At 36.5% G+C, this 21,243-nt stretch carries 16 protein-coding genes; 4 read left to right on the plus strand and 12 right to left on the minus strand.

Going from position 1 to position 21,243, the window contains the following annotated elements:
• Positions 1-380: 380 nt before the first annotated feature.
• On the minus strand, positions 381-2,138 hold the full coding sequence (locus FT12353_RS00070) for an ATP-binding protein (RefSeq protein WP_203616709.1): 1,758 nt from the start codon (positions 2,136-2,138) through the stop codon (positions 381-383).
• On the minus strand, positions 2,128-3,324 hold the full coding sequence (locus FT12353_RS00075) for an SIR2 family protein (RefSeq protein WP_203616711.1): 1,197 nt from the start codon (positions 3,322-3,324) through the stop codon (positions 2,128-2,130). Before FT12353_RS00075 ends, FT12353_RS00070 begins: the two co-directional genes overlap by 11 nt.
• A 658-nt stretch (positions 3,325-3,982) precedes the next feature.
• On the opposite strand from FT12353_RS00075, the gene FT12353_RS00080 reads away from it, so the two are divergent.
• Positions 3,983-5,053, plus strand: coding sequence for an IS30 family transposase (locus FT12353_RS00080; protein ID WP_203616713.1), 1,071 nt, complete (start codon positions 3,983-3,985; stop codon positions 5,051-5,053).
• 464 nt (positions 5,054-5,517) lie between these two features.
• On the opposite strand, the gene FT12353_RS00085 is transcribed toward FT12353_RS00080, so the two are convergent.
• Entirely contained in the window at positions 5,518-6,570 is a 1,053-nt protein-coding gene (locus FT12353_RS00085) for an IS30 family transposase (protein WP_203616715.1), read from the minus strand.
• A gap of 192 nt (positions 6,571-6,762) precedes the next feature.
• Between FT12353_RS00085 and FT12353_RS00090 the strand changes: the two genes are divergently transcribed.
• From FT12353_RS00090 to FT12353_RS00100, 3 genes are all read left to right on the plus strand, one after another.
• A complete protein-coding gene (locus tag FT12353_RS00090) occupies positions 6,763-6,996 on the plus strand; it encodes a hypothetical protein (RefSeq protein WP_203616716.1) in 234 nt (77 codons plus the stop codon).
• Positions 6,997-7,030: 34 nt separating this feature from the next.
• Positions 7,031-7,249: a hypothetical protein gene (locus FT12353_RS00095; RefSeq protein ID WP_203616722.1), complete on the plus strand. Its 219-nt coding sequence runs from the start codon at positions 7,031-7,033 to the stop codon at positions 7,247-7,249.
• Between the two features lie 178 nt (positions 7,250-7,427).
• Positions 7,428-7,619, plus strand: a complete 192-nt coding sequence (locus FT12353_RS00100) for a hypothetical protein (protein ID WP_203616724.1) — start codon at positions 7,428-7,430, stop codon at positions 7,617-7,619.
• Between the two features lie 54 nt (positions 7,620-7,673).
• Here the strand turns inward: FT12353_RS00100 and FT12353_RS00105 are convergent, their stop codons facing one another.
• From FT12353_RS00105 to FT12353_RS00145, 9 genes are all read right to left on the minus strand, one after another.
• Positions 7,674-8,900 (minus strand): N-acetylmuramoyl-L-alanine amidase family protein, encoded by a 1,227-nt coding sequence (locus FT12353_RS00105; protein WP_203616726.1) that lies wholly within the window; start codon positions 8,898-8,900, stop codon positions 7,674-7,676.
• Positions 8,901-9,044: 144 nt separating this feature from the next.
• Entirely contained in the window at positions 9,045-11,897 is a 2,853-nt protein-coding gene (locus FT12353_RS00110; protein ID WP_203616736.1) for an LPXTG cell wall anchor domain-containing protein, read from the minus strand.
• A 46-nt stretch (positions 11,898-11,943) separates the two neighbouring features.
• Positions 11,944-14,316, minus strand: coding sequence for a hypothetical protein (locus FT12353_RS00115; protein ID WP_203616738.1), 2,373 nt, complete (start codon positions 14,314-14,316; stop codon positions 11,944-11,946).
• 373 nt (positions 14,317-14,689) lie between these two features.
• Positions 14,690-15,514 carry a hypothetical protein gene (locus FT12353_RS00120; RefSeq protein WP_203616741.1) on the minus strand — a complete coding sequence of 275 codons (825 nt, stop codon included), beginning with the start codon at positions 15,512-15,514 and terminating at the stop codon, positions 14,690-14,692.
• A 134-nt stretch (positions 15,515-15,648) separates the two neighbouring features.
• The gene (locus tag FT12353_RS00125) at positions 15,649-15,936 is read right to left on the minus strand and encodes a hypothetical protein (RefSeq protein WP_203616744.1); all 288 of its coding nucleotides are present in this window, start codon (positions 15,934-15,936) and stop codon (positions 15,649-15,651) included.
• Between the two features lie 12 nt (positions 15,937-15,948).
• A complete protein-coding gene (locus FT12353_RS00130) occupies positions 15,949-16,755 on the minus strand; it encodes a ParA family protein (RefSeq protein ID WP_203616747.1) in 807 nt (268 codons plus the stop codon).
• Between the two features lie 252 nt (positions 16,756-17,007).
• Positions 17,008-18,564: a hypothetical protein gene (locus FT12353_RS00135; RefSeq protein ID WP_203616750.1), complete on the minus strand. Its 1,557-nt coding sequence runs from the start codon at positions 18,562-18,564 to the stop codon at positions 17,008-17,010.
• Between the two features lie 61 nt (positions 18,565-18,625).
• Positions 18,626-19,870: a DNA cytosine methyltransferase gene (locus FT12353_RS00140; RefSeq protein ID WP_203616753.1), complete on the minus strand. Its 1,245-nt coding sequence runs from the start codon at positions 19,868-19,870 to the stop codon at positions 18,626-18,628.
• Positions 19,871-19,995: 125 nt separating this feature from the next.
• The gene (locus FT12353_RS00145) at positions 19,996-21,240 is read right to left on the minus strand and encodes a hypothetical protein (RefSeq protein WP_203616756.1); all 1,245 of its coding nucleotides are present in this window, start codon (positions 21,238-21,240) and stop codon (positions 19,996-19,998) included.
• Positions 21,241-21,243: the final 3 nt, after the last annotated feature.

Raw genomic sequence — 21,243 nt, forward strand, 5'->3', positions numbered from 1 at the left:
TACGATTGGCAATAAGGCTTTTTGAAAAGTGGTTTCATCGAAACAGGAAACAAAAAAAGATTATTCGATTAACAAAAACGCCTTTAACCGCATGGCTAAGGCGTTTTATAACACAATATGATTATGCCAACAAGTGAAGTCAGATGATTTGAAAAAAACAGTCAAGCTTTGATGGGATTGTCATTGCTACGGATACTGCCCCTTCTGGGAAAGGAAACTTGCTAGCTAGAGAAGCCCTCGATGCCATTAAAAGGACTGTGGCCCAGTCTTCCGAGCAAATGGGGTCCACTATCAAAGTTAACAGAGGTGTGGAGAATTGGTAAATTAACCGTTAAAAAACTACGGATCTTGGAATAAATTTCAACAAAGTTATATATAAATTATTTTTTAGTATCTTTTATTGGGGATAATGAGGATGAAGCCTGTCCATATATGCCAGCGTTTACATTTAACTCAAAAGGAACATCGAATGCATTTCCTGAAAGCAAGGCTGTTCCAGCTGGTAAAATGGGTAATCTGGATACCATTGAATTTGAAGCGGAAGGCACATTTTTTCGAATGTAGTCTAAATCTACAGAATTTTGTATTCGATGAATAAAGTATGCCCCAACTTGAGACATAACAGTTTTAGAGAGTTCACTAGGAATTTGACTAATAACACCTAGATATACATTAAATTTCCGACCTTCTCTAGCCACAATATCAAAAATGTTAGTTTCTTCATCTTGAGAACTTTGAACATATCGATGCGCTTCATCAAGATAAAGATAGTTAAAGGGCATCTTGTCTCTTTTAGTCCGGTCAAACCTTAGATTGAATTCAAAAACTGAGCGTACTAAATAGTTTGAAACAAGCCGTAAAGCTACATCATCAAGACCGGTTAGATCGAGAATAAAGAGTTTTTCTTTTTTCCATTTCTCATCAGTTTTTCGCAGAGTGATTTCTTCACCATGATCATTGTTCAAAATCCCATTTGCACCACCATAACGATTTTTTAAATTCCTGAATCGAGCCATCATTGTTTCAGAATTTGTTCTCGATCTTCTGTTACCCTGAACTTCTTCTTCGCCAAATACAATATCTAATGATTCTTCTAAATCATCTAGATTGAAATCGTTATTACGATCTGACATAATCAAATCATTAATAGTTTTAAAGCCACTCTGAGCGATTAATGAATCAATTTTTTTCTCTATTTCTGCTTTTTCAGTAGTCTCAACACCATAGTTTAGGGTCCAATTTTCAAGTAAATTTGTTTCCCTAGGGAGAGCGCGTCTGCACCATTTAGTAACAGTACGTTTCAGTGAAGAGAAACTGTCTTGTGTCGCATCCTCTAATGCCAACTTAGTGAGCATGGCATAGAGAGTGCACTTATTACTTTTAGAGATCCTTGCAATAGAAATTGCTCGTCTTAAAATTGGCTTTTGTGTTTTTTCACTCGGAAGTAGTGCGGCAGACCAGTCATCGATTTTCAAGTTTTTCAAAACGAGATGCATGTTACTTATTTTAATATGTTCAACAAAATCTAACTCAGAATAATCACCGTGGACGTCAAAAATAAACATTTTAAATAATTCACTTAGGCTGTCTTGAACACTATTAATTCGGTCAATTAAAACACGTAGAGTTGTTGATTTTCCTGATCCAGTGTTTCCAACAATCGCAATATGAGAGGTTAACAGTTTTCTTAAATTTAAATCTGGAACAACGTTTGGATAATTATTTACGGTTCCCAAACTAATTAAATTATCACCTACACTAGAGAAAAACAGAGTTAATACACTGTCGGTGACACCGAATATGAATGAACCAACCATTGGAAACTGTACTGCACCAGAAATAAACTTACCATCTCTTAGCACTCCTAAAGGTTCCGCAAAAAAAGTTATTTTGTTTACTGAGATAAACGAGTTAGGCTGTTTTAAAGATTCTTCGACACCGTTTTTTACTTTTGTAACACGCATCAATAAGTAGGTACTTATATCGACTTTTGAGTAAACAAAGTCATTAACACCCTTTATAGAAAGTATACTACCATCATTAATTTGATCTCCAATATCATTATAATTCGAAGTAAAAGATATTAATCCTTCTCCGACGGAGTCCACTACTCCTATTTTCCATTCATCATTTTTCATCTTTAGTCACCGTTTCAAAAGGATTTTGATAAGATAGTAGCTTAGCTAGAGTGGAGAAATAGTGAACTTCTCCCGAATTATTTTCATTTGTTATAAATGTTGCACCAGCAGAACCGCCAACAAGTTTCATAAATTTTTTTGTATTTTCTTCCTCTTCATTGACAAAGGCAATCAATCTAAAATCAGAGCGACCCAACGCTTGTATAATAAAATCATTAATGTGTTCATCTCCAAATCCGTATCCATTAATAAGCAGTACTGAATTGGATTTTGTTAATTCAATTGAAAACTCACGAAATAAATCAGAAAAGGGAGAGCCTTGACTATCAGCATATTTAGAGCTAGTAGGGGCAATAACGGCCTTTGTCAGATCGCTCGATTCTCTGTCTTTTAAATTAGAATTTTTCATAATCTCATTGTGGTTATTTTTAACCCAATCTAAAGATCCATGTAGTTTGTATACTCTAAAAAACGGTTTTACTACGGACCATCTGTCCCTGAACCTCTTTGTAATATCAACGGGTCTTCTATTGTACTCAGTTGTATCAAAAGTTTGATTAACTGAATTTTTAAAACCATCGGAATATGAAAAACCTAATGAATCTAGGGCAGTTTCAATAAAGAGGTCATAGTTTGGTGTAAATAAGTTAATTGTGTCATTCTGGTCATCAGAAAGTTGCTTTATAAAAGCTAAATTTTTTAGAAAAAGTTTGTATACACTTTCTGTAGTGACTTGATAACTTGAATCACTTTTGTTTTTCAAACAACCATCTACGATAGATTTTATCAGTCCATCTATTACAAAGTTTCTGATATCATGCTCATCATTTTTTAACTCATCTTCTGACAAACCATCAATTCGATTGCCAAGCCAAGATAAGAATAACTCAATATTTTTAGCATCACCATCTTCCTTGGCAAAACTACTAGTTTTGTATTTTCCAATAACGTTAACTAAAGCAGGATTTTCTTTTTTTAATCTTTCAAAAGTTACATTCATAGTCGGAATAGCAGGTAATGAACAACCAGATCCCATCAAAATATTTAAACTAACGTTTGCTGATAGAATGTTTTTTAAAAAATTCTTTATCCCATCTTCGTCTTGTATAGTTGCATTGTTATGATCAAATCCTGATTCGTATATTTTATATTTTTGGCTATTACTAACTTCATCATTATCAACCATCTATTTACTCTCTTTCTTAATTGGAATTAGATAATATTATAGTACACTAATTTTGCATTTCTACGCCTATTTAATTATTATTTGTATTTTATAAAAACGCATATTTGTGGATAATATACAAGAAATTTTGGGACTCCATTTAAAAGCTATAAAAAACTTTCGTTGATTTATTTGTGGAATCGAATAGCATCTTTTTAAATTCATAATTAAACAGTCCTCCTGTGATACACAGAAGAATTATTTCTTTGCATTTTGTTATGAATTTATTCTTATGAGATTGCCACTACTTTAGGCTACTCAAGAGCGACCGTGACTAAAGAGGTCCAGCGAGCTACGCAACACCTAACCGGGGGACGTAAAGTCTCGACCAACGTGTCCAAGAACTTATATAAAGCCGTGACAGCACAATCCCGTGCTGATAATAAACGTATCCGGTTTTGCTCTATTCACAGATACTCGGGAAAGTAAATGTATGTGACTGGATTTTTCTATTTGCAACGATTAAAAGCGGTCTCGTTTGAGGCCTTTTTTTGTTGCCTACTAAACCCGTTCAACGTTCAAGGGAAAGCGAAGGCATTTCCATGTTTTGCTATAATTTTTCTGTATGTGATCGCAAAAACAGATTTGTTGTTTGATGCAGAATAACGGGAGAATGAAGATGGGACAAAAGCATTTACAATTGGCACAACGAGTTCAAATTGAAACGTTACTAAAAGAAGGGTATAACTTAAGTTTTATTGCTAAAACAATCGGTTACTCCAGAGCAACCCTTACGAAAGAAATACAGCGGACAACGTTACATGCTACAATGGATAGAAAGGTAAGTGCACATATATCCAGAAAAATGTACCGAGCCATTGAAGGCCAAACGTTAGCTGACCAAAAACAACGGAACAAAAAGAAATCTCCAACTAAATTAACACTCAGACGTGAACAGCTCATTAAAAAATACATCCTCGAACACAAGTGGTCACCTGAGCAAATCGCTAAGGGGCCTTTACGAGTTGGTGTGTCCTTTAAAACCATCTACAATTGGGTTAATCATAAAAGAATTAAGGGACTCGATTACTGGGCCTTACGAGATAAAGGCAAGCGGCAACGGTATCATAAGCGAGCGTTAAGTTGGAGTGAACGCAAAAGTCTGTATCTGAAAAAAGAAGATCAGAAACGAGCGACACACCAGTATTCCATTGAGTTTCGACCAAGTGTGATTGAAAACCGTAACCGTTTTGGTCATTGGGAACTAGACGGTGTTGAGTCTCGTCAATCCAGTCACTTGTTATTAACTTTTGTAGAACGTTTTAGTCGGTATGCAGTCTCGATGGTCATTAAGAATAAGTCTGCTTATACCGTCAGCAATGCTATTTCAGATTTCTGTGAAAAATATAAAGGTTGTGTGGACAGTGTGACTTGTGACCGAGGGTCCGAGTTCATTGCCTTGCAGACCCGGCAAATGTTGGATCAGCATGGCGTGAAATATTATTACGCGCATGCATATTCGCCGTATGAACGCGGTTCCAACGAGAATTTTAATAAGCTCTTACGGGAGTATTATCCCAAGAAAACGGATTTCGCTCATATAAGCCAGTCAGAGCTCGATAAAGTGGTCATGAGTATCAACACTCGTCCGATGCGTACTCATCGTTACAGGAGCCGTTTACAGGCTTTTAGACGTCACTGCCAATATCGTCGGGTTGCGTTTGACCAGCGATTCTTAAACCCAGCTTAAAGAGCAACAATTGAATTTTTTGAACCAGTCAAGGGACTGGCTTTTTTGCGTTGGTCTAAAAGTTAACAAGATTGGCAGTTGAAGAAAAATACGTTATAATTCAAAGCGTTTAGCGAAAAAAGAAGCGAAAATAACCGATTCTTTTTCGACGATAGAAAAACAAAAAACTTTTTTTCAAACAAAAAAGGCCTTATACCAAGCCTCGGAGCGATTGTTTACTTACGTTGTTAATTTTAGGGTTGCAAATTTTCTTTAATATTCTACTTTACATAATATATATTATCGAAAGTAAATGAACTAAGGGCATTTGTCAAGTCTTAATGCAACAGTTTAAAATTTTTTCTTTGAAATAACCTCTTTAAAGCTGATTATAGCAAGGTTTTTAAGCTTTTTTATAATTTGTGTTCACTAAAAAAACTTGCCTATTTTTATCATAGCCAAGGATCCAATTTATGGATTCTTTTTTATGTGATTCCTGTTATGTGAAGACGTTGATAACTGAGATGGCGTTTAAAGGCACTCAGGCGCGTTTTAAAGCCGTGTAAAGCCATAGGACGTGTGTTGATACTCATGACAACTTTTCGAAGCTTTACGAGGCTTATATGAGCGAAATCTGTTTTCTTTGGAAAGTACTCCCGCAAAGTACGGTTGAAATTCTCGTTGGAACCGCGTTCGTGTGGTGAATACGCATGCGCATAGTAATATTTGATGTTGTTTTTTTGAAAAACCCGTTGGGTCATGGTTGCTAAAAACTCTGTACCACGATCACAAGTAATCGATTTAACAGAACCTTGATATTTCTTCAAAAAGCCTTCAATCGCTTCGCTTATTGAATAAGCGTACTTATTCTTTACAAGCACCACTTCGGCATATCTCGTTTTTCTTTCGACAAAAGTTAATAACAAATGACTGGATTGCATGGACTCCACACCGTCTAGTTCCCAATGTCCGAAAACTTCACGGCGTTCGATTGCCAATGGTCGTCTTTCAATCGTATGTTGTTGGATAACAGCTCGTTTATCAGAATTTGACTGATGAAGGCTCCTCATTATTTTTTGACTTAAAGCACGCTTATACCGTTTACCTTTTAGTCGTAAACTTTTATTTGAGAGACCCTCAATTTTATTTTGGTTAATCCAGTTGTATATGCAACGGGCTGATACACCAAAATTACGACTACCGTAAACAATCTGTTCTGGTGACCATTTATCTTCCAAAATTCTTTTTTTAATAATGCTTGCACGATGATTGGATAATTTACGTGGACGCAACCTTATTTTTGAGTGTTTGTTGTATTCAGCAAGTTGATGCGCCGAGAGCGCTTGATACATTGTTTTAGCACGGTTTGCTGGCAAACGTAGCCCCATTCGTTGATGCTTGGTGGCACGTTGTATTTCTCTGGTAATAGTGGAACGGGCAAAACCTAGACGAGTGGCAATTTGTGATAGAGAATAACCTTCTGCAATCCAGGTTTCTAATTTGACACGATCTTCTAAAGTTAAGTGACGGCAATCCATTGTAAATACCTCTATAAGACAAATACTTTGATTAATTTACATTGCATTAATACATATGAATATATGCGTAAATATATGTATGAATATATGCATAAATATATGTATGAACATATGTATAAATATAATTGCATTTATACATATGATTAGATATAATAATAAAGTAAAATATAAAAAATTAAAAGGAGAAAATTGATGGAAGTTGAAGGGCCGCTATCAGAAAGAAAGCACCAAAATCAATCAGCAGAAGATGAAAAGCAACGTCCTACCCCTTCTGTAAAACCGCGTGTAAAACGAGAGAATAAAAAGCAATATGTCATCATGATGAAGCCATCAATTCATGATGAAGCAATGCTCAATGCAGCCGATCAAGGGTTAAGCTTTTCTGCTTTACTGGAACAACTGCTAAAAGATTATTTAAAAAAGTAATGATATTTACAGGTGGTAATTGGGGAGATAAAACATGCAAAAATATTATCCATACACTGAAACTAGCACAGGTGGTGCCATCTTTGGCTTTTTGTTTGTTGCCATGTATTTTGTCTTCTGGTTTGCCACTATTTATCTAGCTTGGCGTTTCATTAAATTCACGTATAAAATGACTATTAAGTTTTATAAATATTTGGATCAAGACCCCAAGTGGTTGGCCGAAACCAAAGCCCAGTACTATGGCCATCGTTAAATAAATCATGAGAACACGTTATTCGTGTTCCTTTTTTTGTGAGTAAAGAAAAAGGCCTACCAGTGGCAGATCAATGCTCTGGTAGGCCCCGCGGCTTTTGGTGATTGTTGCACAATTTGTATTGTATTGATACTTGTTGATACCAAGGTATTTCACTGCATGAATTAAAGAGTATTTAGTGTTTGAAGAAGAATGCTTAAATACTAAAATGGTGGATTACACAAAATATGCTAAGAGAGAATTTCAAAATGAAACGAAAAATCATTACTCAAACGAGATAGTGTGTTCATCCAGTCAGCCAGCGGGTGGAGGAAGAATCCCCTTTTCCCTGTCCCCTTTTAAATTAAAAAGGGACAAGGATATTATATAACAAAAAGAATAATAATACGACTTAATAAATACAAAAATTACAAAGGCGGCGAATTTAATCAACAACTGATGTTCCTTCCAATGAAGTTGACCAACCAATTAGGGCCGGCTTGTACCAATTTTCGGTTAGGTAGTGTCCGTTTACTGGTCGAGTTCCGTTCATAATTTGTTGCATTTCGTCCCGTGTGAAGTAATTAGGTAACGATGAATTATTTCCTTCCCAGTAAAAGCCACCTTGTCCGTCCCAAATGGCAATATGGCCATAGTTAATGCCATCATCTTTGCTTACTAAGTTCCAATAAATTGGAACCCTTATACCAACAGGAAATTGATCGTTGTAGTGCATGGTGCCTGCCCTTCCGGCTTTATCCGCAGCTACTTTAGCAGAATAAGATCGATTTGAATTAATGTTAAAAGCATCATCTACATATTGCAAGCAGAGGCCGGGAGCACCATAGGTATAAACATTAGGGCTCATGATTTGGCGATAGCCTGTTTCTTGGGCACCATTATAAACATTGAAGGAGTACTCTACTCCATCAATCAATTTTGTCCCATATTCAATGGTACCGTCGTGTTGATCATAATATACTCTTCCTTGTGGCAGTTGTTGCCAGCCATACTGCATTGCACCACTTTGTGGGTCAAACAAATACCAATGACCTTGATCATATTGTTGACCATATTGCATCGTGCCATCATTTCGATTGTACAGAACCCATTTGTTTTGATCAGCAATATATTGACGACCGTATTGCATTGCACCACTTTGTGGGTCAAACAAATACCAATGACCTTGGTCATATTGTTGACCATATTGCATCGTGCCATCATTTCGATTGTACAGAACCCATTTGTTTTGATCAGCAATATATTGACGACCGTATTGCATTGCACCACTTTGTGGGTCAAACAAATACCAATGACCTTGGTCATATTGTTGACCATATTGCATCGTGCCATCATTTCGATTGTACAGAACCCATTTGTTTTGATCAGCAATATATTGGCGACCATATTGCATTGCGCCAGTATGAGGATCAAACAAATACCAATGACCTTGATAGAATTGCTGGCCATGCACTAGATTCCCTTGTGAATCAAACAAATATCGCTGCCCATTAATTGTCTTAATATTACTATGGTCATTTACTATAGCGTTTTTAGGAACATAATCGGTATTAGCATCAGCACTCACGTAGTTGTTACTCCAAAGGAGCCCCCCTAGTACAAGTGTTCCAGCCACCAATAATTTTAACGTGCTGTATAATTGACTTCTCATGGCTTACTTCCCTTCAAAAAACAAACTGTCAGTACTTATTAAATATTTGATTCAATATCCAATTTATCAAAAAGGTCTCCCTCACTGCAATTATTCCCAGTATAACAAAAGCCGCTCAAAAGGGCGGCTTTTATTGTTCACATATTAAATGATTTTCTTTCGCTTTAATGCAGCAAAGTACGCGGAGGTTCCAATTGCTAAGATTGCAGCAATTTCACCCTCCATGTTTGTGTGATTGTGCGCTTCTTGCCCTGTTTTTGGCAGGACAGAAGAGGACACAGGTGTCACTGTTGATCCGGGAGTAGCAATAACCTGTTGTGGTTGTTGTACCACTTCTTTTTGAGGATAGTTATTTGTAACGTTAGTCGTGTTGTAGTTATTCGTTGTATACGAATAGTTATTAGTAGTTGGAGTCTTAATTTCTGGTTGAGGTGTATGGGTCAGGACTTCATTTGATTTTCTTGTTTGATGATTAAACGATTCTGTGAATACATTTTTGGCATCTCCGTAAGCAATTCGCTTAGTCTGAACATAGGCCCTCCATTGAACCGGTACTTTTTTGTTATCAGGAAGATCAATTAACTTAAGGTACTTATCAGTCGCCTGAAGTGAGATTTTGCCATGACCATCCATCACTGCTGTGAAGTAACTTGGGTCCATAATTTGGTTCTTGACAATCTTTTGACCATCTTCCGTTGTTAAGTCGCCACCGCTGTTTAACACGGAGTATTGTCCTGTTAGCAAATCATGAGCTGTGTCGGTTTGATCATCAATTGACCATTCGTTCGTCTTACCACCATAATTAGCAGGACGTGTGCTGGATTCTAAAGCATAGTCAAACAACTGACCATAGTCGATTGTTTGATTATTTAAGCTTGAACGGTCCCCTACACCGGCCACAACATCCTTTTTAGGATTAATTTTGGGCAATGGATTTTGGACTGTTTCAGTTTGGAATGAACGGCCAGTTTTGCTTTGAAAATCAAGTTGGTAGGCCGTGTTCTGAATTTGGCCATCAACGTCATCATTCACAGTTGTATCAAACGTCGTTACCAACGTTCGGCCTGCTTGAATATACTTTGTTAAAAAGTCTTGAGCATCTTTAGCGTTTACTGTAAATTTATGACTTTGATTGTCATATTGATAAACAAAGTCATTATTGTCGAGCAACTGCCCCTTCTTAAGGTCTTGAGCTACTGTATCAGGGTTAAACTTATACCCCTCCGGCATCAAATATGTTTTTTCCGTACCTGGGTTTGCGGTAGTCTTAGCATCATAATTATCGTAAGCACCAGGGGTTGTGCCAATACTTGACTCCGTTAGATCAGCATCCTTATAACCAGTGTAATCTTGATTGACGTAATACTTAACAATGTCCCCACGCATGACAGGCTTGGTGTTGTTATTTTCATCTTCTTCATTGGTTTCTGACTTATGTGGTTGAACAACTGGTTGATACTGTAAGTCAGTTTTGTGAACCGTCACTGCTTGCGTTTGGTCGTATAAGTGATAATTACCGGTAATGACCTTAGGACTAACCGTTTTTAGACGATCATCAGTACCAAATAAATCATAACGGAAAGTATCATATCCATCAGTACTTACACCCCACTTGCCTGTATCTGGGTCAATTTGATTGGTGTAAGGGTTATAGAACTTATGAGAGAAATCATTTCCCTGGCCAATGGCAATATATTGACCCTCGTCGGTTTCATTTCCGTTCAAATCATGAGATGAAGTGGAATAAACAGTTCCATCGTCTGCGACCTTAGTATCGTCAGAATAAGTCAAATTAACAATATTTCCAGAATTTTCGCGAATACCCTGTTCAATATCAATATCGTTATAAGTGATCGCCGTTTTGATGTTTAGCGGTTGGCCGTTTTCTGCATAGAGCTTGGCATCAATATCAGCATAGGAGGCATTGGTAATGAAGATGCTTAGAGAATGAGCACCTCGATCTTGACCGTTTCCGGTGTTTTGACTTTCATGGAAAGCCACGTAACTGCCTTTATTAGGCTTGATACTTTGAACACTGTTCACTTTATAAATCAGATAAGCATTTTGACTTGGCCCACCATCTGTCGGTGTGACAGACAAGCCATTGACTCGATATGTGTCACCCGAATTCGTAGTAAAGAAAGGAACATTTGGATCAATAGCATTTGTCTTACCTAAGAACGGGTGTAGCGAGGCATTTGTGCCGGCTTGCGATCCTTGTTGGACATTAACGCTAACAGAATTAGGTACTTGGATTTGAGAGAATGGTGTGTTCTTGTCGCCGTAGTCAGAAGAAACGATAGCCGTTGGTTTTTGGCCAGTATTTACAAACTTCAACCCCCCTTTGGTCTCTGATGGTTGATTGTTGTAATTAGTAGTTCCCTTGAGCGCTTGAGCAACATAGTCATTGTCAGCTTTTTTCTCATCAGCCAACTTCTTCAAATTATCAGCTTGTGATTGAGCATCTTGCGCAGCATCTTGGGGATCCTTTTTAACCGTATTATCTTGGGTTAAAATAACGCCACTATTTTGGGCATCAGTCGCCGCATCATTAACCTTTTTGTTGGAATCCTTTAATGAATTAATATTGGCCGTGGCCTGATTGACTTGAGCTGTTTGGGCCGTTTCATCATTCTTAACCGCTTGACGTTCATTGGACACTTGGTCTTGCGTAACGGTTTTAGTCGTTGTGCCTTGATCTGTAACAGTAACTCCAGCGGCTTGAGCCGTCGTAACCGCTTGATTGAGGGCATTATGAGTATCTTTCAAGCCATTAACTTGATTCATCTCTCCTTGATGTTCAGCAGATGGAGCTGTACTGTCAGTTCCTTGAGCAGTTGTAGTTGGCGACACCTCATCCGCATTAGCTGACTGTGAAAGACCAACTCCTCCAGAAATAAGAGTAACGGCCGCCAGTGAAGCATAGAGCCAGTGTTTACCAGCCTTATACATTTTGAAGTGATTTTTCACATTGATTGATTGGGCTTGAATAGGCATAAGTTTTCTCCTTTGTCTCTTACTAACTAAATTTTTTATTAAATCCCTAGATACCTAGATATTGATTCAAAGTTTGATTATAGCCAGGGTTTGCTTGTGACACGGCTACCGCTGCATCACGACCAACTTGTTGATTCAAAAGTTGTCCGACTCGAAAGACACGATAGCTATCTTGCCCCAATTGATTATCTGAGAAGTTTTGACGATAAACATCTAAGCTATTTCGCTTGAGTGAATCGTCGAGAGCTTGGTAAGGGCGATTGTTTACGCTATTATCATTCGTTGTGCTGGATTGATTAGTCGTTGAATTGGTTTGGGCGGTTTTCGTGTTATTTGAAGAAGAAGCCTCTTTGGTTAATTTGGTGACTTCTTTTTGTAATCGCTGATTAGTTTCTTGCGTATTTTGCAATGTTGAGTACGCCTTCATACCTCCTGCCCCGGCGCCCAGTAAAAGAAGCGAGACCCCCACACTTGTAGACCACCAGAACTTTTTGGAATGGTGAGTTGGTTTAGGTTGTAGATTGTTCTTTTGTTGGTTTTCTTGCCAAGCCATGAAATCCTTAAAAGTAAAATCGTTATCCTTATCATTGACCAAATGATCAATTTTTTCTGAAGTGACATGATTTTCTTTTAATGTGCGATTTTCAGCCATCAATTCGGCTTCGCGGTTTTTCAAATTCGTCACGGCGGCCAATGTTTCGGCAAGTTGTTCATCTTTTTCTTCAAGGGATAACTTGTAGTTTTCAGCTTTACTACGTTGGATTGAAGCTTCATCGAGAGCAATGGCTCTTTTTTCCGCTTCAGCATGAATTTGGCGTTGCTGTTCCTCAAACTTGGCAAGAGAATCGTTTTGTTCTTTTACAAACATTCTCATATAATCATTAGAAGTCGATTGAAGTGTGGTAGCCAGAGTTTGTAGTTCAGACAAGAATTGTGAAGCAAGTGTTTGCAGGTCATCTGATTTTTGTTGATCAAACTTTGCTTGATAATCTTTCGTTTGCAACTCAAGTTCTTGCTTCTTCTTAGTTTCGTATTGTGCTGCTAATTCTTCTGAGGCCCGTTTCTTTTCAGTTCTTAAAGTTTCGTCAATTTCCCTTAGTACTTGGTCATGACGGTTATTTTCTTCTGCTCGTTGATTATTCGCGCGATCCTCCAGTGACTTAAATTCCTGATTTTGAGCATTATTCAGTTCAGCAGCCAAAATTGGATCGACCACTTCATGCGCCCGGTCTAATGCTTTGTGGTTTAAGTCAAAAGAACTGGCTGACTTATTTAATGCTCTCTTGAATTGATCAATCTTAATGCCTAATTTTTGAGATGCAGAGGTATTAAGGGTTTCTGCCACTTGTCCTCGTTCAACATTCAATTCATCCTTTTTATGATCAACTTGAGCTGAGACAAAATTGGTATCTTGCTCACCAACTGATGCCAAATCATGCGTGATGTAAAATTCTGGATCGACATTGGCAATATTCCTCATTTCTTCGAGTTCATCAAAAAATGAACTTAATGTAAATGAATTCGTTAATGAAGATTCTGAAGATGCCAGTGTATCATTGTTGGTTAAAGTCGTATTCATATCATCGTCAGGTCTTTTTGTAATGGCCATTGATGTTGGGACTTCTACGGTTGATACTGAATCGAAAGTATTATTCGATTCATCTTCCGATACTTGATCAGTTTTGTTTTCTTCTTGGTTTGATGAATTCGATTGTTCACTCGAAAGATTTGAATCTGACTGCTCAAGTACTGGCTTTTCAATATGAATGTTGGTAGCGGCTTCGTTTTCACGCGTTTCAGCGTTTACAAATACTTCTTTTTCCTCGTTATATTTTGTGCGCCACTCCTCTTCGCTTGGTAAAGTGACTGATGCACTAGGCAGGAGGCCAAATAAATCTTTAAACCCGTCACCGGATTGATGATCATAAAAATCTAAAATTAACTCAATATAATCTTTACGACCAGTATAATCAACGCTGTCATTTCTTATATTCAAAAAATAATTGGCAATTGCTTGAGGTAAATGAACATAATGGCGATCAATAACAAAAGACAAGGTAAACTGATCTAATACAGCATGTTCTGGTTTAGCATCAACCTGCTTTTTCTTCTTTTTTCGGCCTTTTTCTGGCTTTGGAGTTTTGTAGCCTGTTTCAAGAAAAGACAGTGAAACGGTACCAACATTACCATTAGCTATGAGATTCAATAATAGATTTTCGACGAACCATATGTTTGCCATTGGTTTAGTCGCTTCATAACTAAGCCACCCCTTAGATTGAAAATCCGCTGAGGTATTTTCAATTACTTCATGATCAGGAAATTCTGATTCTTCTAAGTTAAATTGGAACTTATCGTCTAACAGTTGAACACTTGGATCTTCTTTTTCAATTGTTTTTTTCTTTTTTAAATGAAAGTCCATAATATCTTATTATCCTTTTCATATTATTTTTAACTACGCATCTATACTTTGGGTGTTTTTTGTTTTTTTACTGATGTCCCCTATTTTTTTGTTTTTTAATGGCGTAGAAAAATCTGGCTCAAAATTAAAAAGGCCTTCCGAAAAAACCTTTTTTAAAATGATGTTGTTCTATTATTTGAATAAATAAAAAGGGCGCCCATATAGGCGCCCTCCAGTAGTCTATTATTAAATTTCAGCCCAACAAGCTGAGTGTATTGAATTAATGGCTCACTTTATTTTTACCATACATATACATATATTTATACGTGTATGTATATGTATAAAAATTCTCCCTTGAATCAAGTTATTACTTTTTAATCTTAATATGAACTACTTATAAATTTTCCGCAATGGTGTGTCCTTCTAGTGAAGTTGACCAGCCAATCAAGGATGGTGTTTGCCAGTTTTCTGTTAAGGAATGGCCATTTACTTGTCGAGTTCCATTCATAATTTGCTTCATTTCATCAAGTGTGAAGTAATTAGGGGTAGAAGAATGATTTCCCTCCCAGTAGAAGCCGCCTTGACCGTCCCAAATGGCAATATGACCATAATTGACACCATCATCTTTATTGATTAAGTTCCAGTAGACCGGTACCTTTATTCCAACCGGGAATTGATCATTGTAGTGCATCGTGCCATTAGCGCTCGCTTTTCCTGCTGCAGCAGTTGCAGAATAAGATCGATTTGAATTAATGTTAAAAGCATCATCTACATACTGCAAGCAGAGACCGGGCGCTCCATATACATTGACATTAGGCATTACAGTTTGTCGAGGATTGCCTTTATTAATATCTTGCGCTGGCTGAGAGGCAGGGGCAGCAACTGATGAAGAACTTGCTTGGCCCGTTGCTTTCTTATTAGTTGTATCGCTTTGTTGAGCTTGGACAGTTGATGAAGAGGTTGCCGAAACAGAGGCATCTTTTACTTGCTCGTTATTATCAGCGGCAGGTTGATTGCTTGTTTTCTGATTTTGATCATTGCTCTTTGTGGCTTTGGCAGATACAGATTTCGTACTCTGCTTATTAGACTGAGGTGATGATGAATGAGTTGCATGTGCATGATGTAGTCCAAGCATAATCATTGCAAGAACAGCTACAACTCCCATCAATGCGTACCATTTCTTTTTTCCTTTACTTGCTAACATGTTTTTAAAAATCATAATACCTTCTCTTATTGATTGTATACTTCAGTAGCCGGCTGACTTCCGAAAGTACACATATATTATACATATATGTATATTTACAATATATGTATATGTATAATGCTACTGAATAACTTTATATATAACGCGTATTAATTATTACCTTCTTTTTCAATGAGTTGTTCTAACCATGAAGAAAAGCTAAGTCCTTCTTCCTCGGCTAACTCAACCCCAAAATCGTGCACAGAAGGTCGAAGTGTTAATGTATATGGTTTTTTTGTTTCTCTTTTTTTCTTATTTCTAGATATCTCTTTTTTCTTCTCTTGAATTACATTGTTGATGTGATTTTCATCTTCCTCACGATGCTTAATCATTTGCGTAAATTCTTCTTGAGAAAGATCTTTATTTTTTCGTTCTGGAAGTTGTCCTTTTACAGCCATAATCAATTCTCCTTAAATTTTATCTACTACATTTGCAATATCAGCATAGGCCATGTTGATAGTATCAAAGAATTTACGGTTTGCGTTGAAAATCTTCACATCAGATTGCATATCAGCAATAGGCATATTTTTCCGAATCGTTGCTTTAAATAATTGCTTATTTGGGATTGTAGCAATCACTTGTGGGTCATTCTTTGTTTTTTCTAATAATGTTCGGGACTCATTAGTATTATGTTCAACCTTATTGTTGATAAAGAACAGAGGTGTTTCAATGAAAGGTTTTCTTGTACTTGGATTGATTAGATGTTCCAACAAATTATCAATGCGTGATTGAATTCTCACCTTTGCGGCCCAACCAAATAAGTTTGGTTCTAGTGGACTAATAATGGCATCCGAAGCTACTACAACATTTTTGTTTACAATTCCGAAATCGGGGTGCGTATCAAAAATAATGTAATCATATTGTTTCAAATCAATCTCTTCAGCATGGTCCTGAAACCAATAACTAAGAATCAAACTGGGCATCTCGATGTCTGTTAAAGCTAGTTCTTTTTCTAGGAGTTCAAGAGATAGACTGGCAGGTAACAAATCAATATTATTTTTAACGTTATAAATCTTGGCACTCTGATCTCGAAATAGATTAACACTTGAACCCTTTTCCTCTAAAACGCCAAAAACTTCTCTCGTTAACGATAGTTGGTGGTCTAAATCAATCAATAATACTTTTTTATTTTTTGCAGCTAAATAACCCGCAAAATTATATGACTGAGTTGTCTTACCGGCGCCACCTTTTTCAGCGATGAAACCAATTTTCTTCATATCAAGCCTCACTTTATATTTACAATTAAAATTGTTCTTCGATAAACTCGAATACAAGTATAATTATATCATACATATACGTATATGTATATGTATATGTATATGTATAAATATAATCATATTCATACTGCACTTATGTAGAAATTGTACATTTTGTTTTTAGGGTAGCATGGAAATAGGTATAAAATGAAAAAGACTTTCTAAAAAAAGTCCTTTAAATAACACGGTATTGAATTTTTATAAAAAAATTGATTATTTCCAAAAATCGTCTGGTTCATTATCAGGATCAACGTACGTGAACTCTAAAGTAATCGGACGTCCGTCATCATATTTTTTTAAACACATGGCATTGATATTAAGTTCATCTAAAATATCGTCTGTTAAAAGTTCTCGATCATTTAATTGGAAGATTTTTTTAAGGACCCACTTACCAAATTTGTATTGTGAGTCAACACTTTGAATAGCTTTACCATTTGCTTGAGTAAGAACCATTTCTATTTCCTCTTCTGAAGGCATAAAGCGGATAGTAAAAGTTCGCGTTGAAACCGGAGAAGTGAGTTTTGAACCCTCTAAAAGGCCCGCACCAGTGGCAAAAAAGTTAGGATATGCACGATTAAATTCACGTGCATTGGGTACTGGAATATATACCTCATATGGTTTATCACCACGCCATAAAGCGACTAATACTTTTTTCAATAATTCTGGGTAAGGCTCTGCTTGTTTTGTTAAGACTGCTCTTATATTTTCTCGCTTTTCTTTTTCTTTAGAAGTATTGAAGTCTCCAAATAAAACAAAATCAATATTTTTCTTCCAATTTACTTTTTTGCCTAATATTGACTCACCAAGAGTAACGAGTTCTAAGTATCTGTTATCTCTTTCTTTGATTGGATTTTTGGGTCCAGCGAACCATTCATTGAAACCTGATCTTCGGTTTGTTTTGATTGCAAACGTGAATGATTGAGTAACATGATTATTGGCTTTGGTGGTTTTTACAGTAGGAAGATTTAAGAAAAAATCAAAAGCGTTATCAATGTACTGAATCGGCCATTTCTCAACACCAATTGACTCGTTATCTTCATTCTTTTTATCCGTAGCATGAAAAGACATTAGTAGCTGACTATCCGCACTATTATACTGATATATGTGGTTAGTGTCTGTAAAACGAAAATTTTGAAGATGGTCCTTGCTGGTAGGACCTAGTATTTTCAAATTATCAATATCAATTGGTAAATATGACGTTTCCCCTACCATAATATATGGTCTATCCCCCTTTTTGGGAGACTTAATTGTTGGGGAGGGCATTAGAACATGGTAAACAGAAGATACATCTTGGGTATAATCAAAACCTTGTAATTGGCTTTTTGAAGACTCAATCCGTTTGTTTCTTAATGTTGCAATTCGTGAAGCCAGCTTCAAGTAATCATCAAAATCTTCCTTACTTTTGCCGTTCATGTTTCTGTTTTTTATAGAAGAAATAATTGAAAACCAATCTTCAGATTGACTTGATGACTTAAATTGAGCTATTTTTTGAAACCCACTTTTTACACCAAAGGCTTTTATTCCAACTAAATATTTTCCTTGATTTCCGTTATTGATAGAAGCATCAAAAGATGAGTTTCCTATGTCCTCAATGGTTGCATTGAAGGAATTCTTAAAAGATGTTTCTTGATATTTAGAATTGATAATGGGTGCAATAATAACATTTGCAGTTTCGTCTTCTTTTTGTGCAAAAGCTTCACTTAGAGAAGCAAAATTAGTAATTAATTTTTTATATATTTCTTTTTGACTTGTCTCCAGATTTTCCCACATATATAATTCTCCTTTATTACTTGTTAAGCATAACAAAAAAGCCCTCCTAAGAGAGCTTTTTTTATCCAGCAATAGAATAGAATTCGTGTTTTCCACCTTTTTTTATAGCCTTATAAAAATCCAGATCGTCATAAATAGCTGTATTAGTCTTATTACTGTACTCAATTAATTTCTGTTCGGCAATAGATTTATTATTAAACCATTGTATAGGAAAGGATTCGCCTGCCATTCTTCCATCCATTTTCGTATAAATTAATGCCACCTTACCCTCAACTTGGGGGAGCGACTCGTCCAAATTCCCTTTTTCAAGAGCTTTTGTAATATTTTGTGCAATACGACTAATAACAGGTACAGCCACAGAGTTACCAGCTTGTTTGTATAATGCACTGAGTGACGAATCTGATGGTAACACATAGTCAGCTGGGTACCCTTGAGCGTTGAATGTCTCTCTCGGAGTCAACTTACGAATCTCACCATTATGAGTACGAATTAATGGTACGTTATGGCCACCTGTTCCCATGTTAGCGGTTAAAGTAGGCACAACACCGGACTTATTCTCACGAACGTACTGCCGTCTCCATTGATAAACAGTATTGGAGCTTGTCATCTCCGAGATCAAATCAGGATAAAAGGTTTGTTTGTCCTTACGATAAAAGAATTTTTCCTCTAGCGTATCTCCAAATTTAGTCGTTTCGCCTGTTTTTGCATCAAAATCAATAATGTCTGATAGAGAGGTAGTTAAATCAATTTTTTCTGGAAAGGTAAAGTTTTTAAAGGCGTTTTCGTCTTTAAAACCAACAACGTAGATACGTTCCCTATTTTGAGGGACATTCCCGTATTCTTTCGAGTTCAGAACTTTCCATTTGACGTAATAACCAGTATGAACCATAAACTCACGAATAACTTTAAAAGTATTTCCGTGATCATGAGTAACTAAGTTTTTAACATTTTCTAGAAAAACAACCTTTGGTTGTATTGATTTGATAATACGAAGGGTTTCAAAAAATAAGTCCCCTCGATTATCTTCAAACCCTTTTCTAAAACCTGCAATACTGAACGGCTGGCAAGGGAAACCAGCAAGTAGTATATTCGCATTAACAGTTTGTTCTTTAATATCGTCGGGTGTGACTTCTTTAATATCTCGACGATCAAGATAGGCGCCACGCTTATTGAAATTTAATTCAAAAGTATGTTGAGCATTTTTATCAAACTCATTTGCATAAACTGTGCGATACTTGCCTGCATCTTCAAACCCTAGATCAATTCCGCCTACACCGGCGAAAAAGCTAATGATGTCATTTTTCATGCCAAATCCTCCTTTTTCAATTTTTTTATCTGTGGAACAGTTATTAATTTTACTATAAAAAAACCGAAAAAGCTGCACCTAAGAGGAATAAACTTTTTGAAAAGAGTCTTTATTTTTTCTTTTAACTACAGATTAATATTATTTTCTAATTGACTAGCAACAAAGTCGAGATCTTCTTGTTGCGACTGTTCCGCTTTGGCGAAGTTCATAAACTTAGGGGCTACTAATTTAAAATCTTGGTAATTTAATTCTCTCGTCATTTCAGTGACCAGTATGTTATCGAATTGGTTAGTTAATCCTTGATTAGCTTTGTTTGCTTCTGACGAGAGTGCTTGAACTGTATCTTTATTTGACAATACTTTTTCCAAAATATTTGGATCCAGATATAACATATCTGATTTAACTTCTTGTAAATAGCCAACGTTCAACGCATTGTTATCAACAATTTCTTTTTTTAGTTGCTTGTAAGTGCTTTGAGATAAATCAACAGGAGATGGGTTAAGGGACTTATAGCCATTTTCGGTGTATTCTTTTTGGTTATTAAAAAAGAAATCAGAAACACTTTCAAAGTCTTCTAATTCCATGTTTCGAACCATTTCAGTCACAAGAACATTATCAAATTCGTTTTGATGATTTTGAGCTCCTTTTTGGGCTTCAGCAGTTAAAATACTGACAACACCTTCGTCAGCAAAAGTTTTGGCTAATAAATCAGGATCTAAATCCAGCATTTCTGCTTTCACATTATTAGAGTAACCAACCTCTAGTGCGCCGTTCTCAATAATTTCATCACGCTGCTTTTTAAGTGATGACGTTTGCATATTGAGCTCCCTTTCGTTACCGTTTTGTGAAATTTGTCGTGAATCACCAATTAACCAGGGACTAGATACCTTCAGAATCGCGGCTTCAGTTATCCCTAACGACTTCAAATCATTTTGTGACGACATGATGTAGTCACGCATATCATTAGTGTATCCATCTAAATCTGTTTCGTCATTGAAGAGATGACCTTCTTGATTAAATAAAACATTTGGATGTGGAAAGCGAGCATCCAATGGTGTGGGGTAAAAATGGCCATGTTTCTCAAGATTAGCAAGAATCTCTGAATCAGGTCCAGCCGGATTAAAACGGTGTAGTCCGATTTGTTCCGCAGCGACTAACATTTCACGATCCAAAACTGTGTAATCGACATTATTAGGCCATTTATAGGGTGTGATCGCCTCGGGTAGCTTGCTTTCCCACTTAATAGGATTTGGATGGTTTTCTTTTACTTTATTTTCAATTGCAGTCAGTGACCAACGTGCGATTTCAAGATCGTGTTCCTGTTGTGCAAGATGATATAGATTTTTATATTCCTGATATAGATCATTCATGTC

This window comes from Fructobacillus tropaeoli (genome assembly GCF_016860625.1).
Taxonomy (GTDB): Bacteria; Bacillota; Bacilli; order Lactobacillales; family Lactobacillaceae; genus Fructobacillus; species Fructobacillus tropaeoli.

Bases quoted from the DNA above. Each gene is read 5' to 3' on its own strand.
- FT12353_RS00070 (WP_203616709.1), bottom strand. From the start codon at position 2,138: ATGAAAAATGATGAATGGAAAATAGGAGTAGTGGACTCCGTCGGAGAA.
- FT12353_RS00075 (WP_203616711.1), bottom strand. From the start codon at position 3,324: ATGGTTGATAATGATGAAGTTAGTAATAGCCAAAAATATAAAATATAC.
- FT12353_RS00080 (WP_203616713.1), top strand. From the start codon at position 3,983: ATGGGACAAAAGCATTTACAATTGGCACAACGAGTTCAAATTGAAACG.
- FT12353_RS00085 (WP_203616715.1), bottom strand. From the start codon at position 6,570: ATGGATTGCCGTCACTTAACTTTAGAAGATCGTGTCAAATTAGAAACC.
- FT12353_RS00090 (WP_203616716.1), top strand. From the start codon at position 6,763: ATGGAAGTTGAAGGGCCGCTATCAGAAAGAAAGCACCAAAATCAATCA.
- FT12353_RS00095 (WP_203616722.1), top strand. From the start codon at position 7,031: ATGCAAAAATATTATCCATACACTGAAACTAGCACAGGTGGTGCCATC.
- FT12353_RS00105 (WP_203616726.1), bottom strand. From the start codon at position 8,900: ATGAGAAGTCAATTATACAGCACGTTAAAATTATTGGTGGCTGGAACA.
- FT12353_RS00110 (WP_203616736.1), bottom strand. From the start codon at position 11,897: ATGCCTATTCAAGCCCAATCAATCAATGTGAAAAATCACTTCAAAATG.
- FT12353_RS00115 (WP_203616738.1), bottom strand. From the start codon at position 14,316: ATGGACTTTCATTTAAAAAAGAAAAAAACAATTGAAAAAGAAGATCCA.
- FT12353_RS00120 (WP_203616741.1), bottom strand. From the start codon at position 15,514: ATGATTTTTAAAAACATGTTAGCAAGTAAAGGAAAAAAGAAATGGTAC.
- FT12353_RS00125 (WP_203616744.1), bottom strand. From the start codon at position 15,936: ATGGCTGTAAAAGGACAACTTCCAGAACGAAAAAATAAAGATCTTTCT.
- FT12353_RS00130 (WP_203616747.1), bottom strand. From the start codon at position 16,755: ATGAAGAAAATTGGTTTCATCGCTGAAAAAGGTGGCGCCGGTAAGACA.
- FT12353_RS00135 (WP_203616750.1), bottom strand. From the start codon at position 18,564: ATGTGGGAAAATCTGGAGACAAGTCAAAAAGAAATATATAAAAAATTA.
- FT12353_RS00140 (WP_203616753.1), bottom strand. From the start codon at position 19,870: ATGAAAAATGACATCATTAGCTTTTTCGCCGGTGTAGGCGGAATTGAT.
- FT12353_RS00145 (WP_203616756.1), bottom strand. From the start codon at position 21,240: ATGAATGATCTATATCAGGAATATAAAAATCTATATCATCTTGCACAA.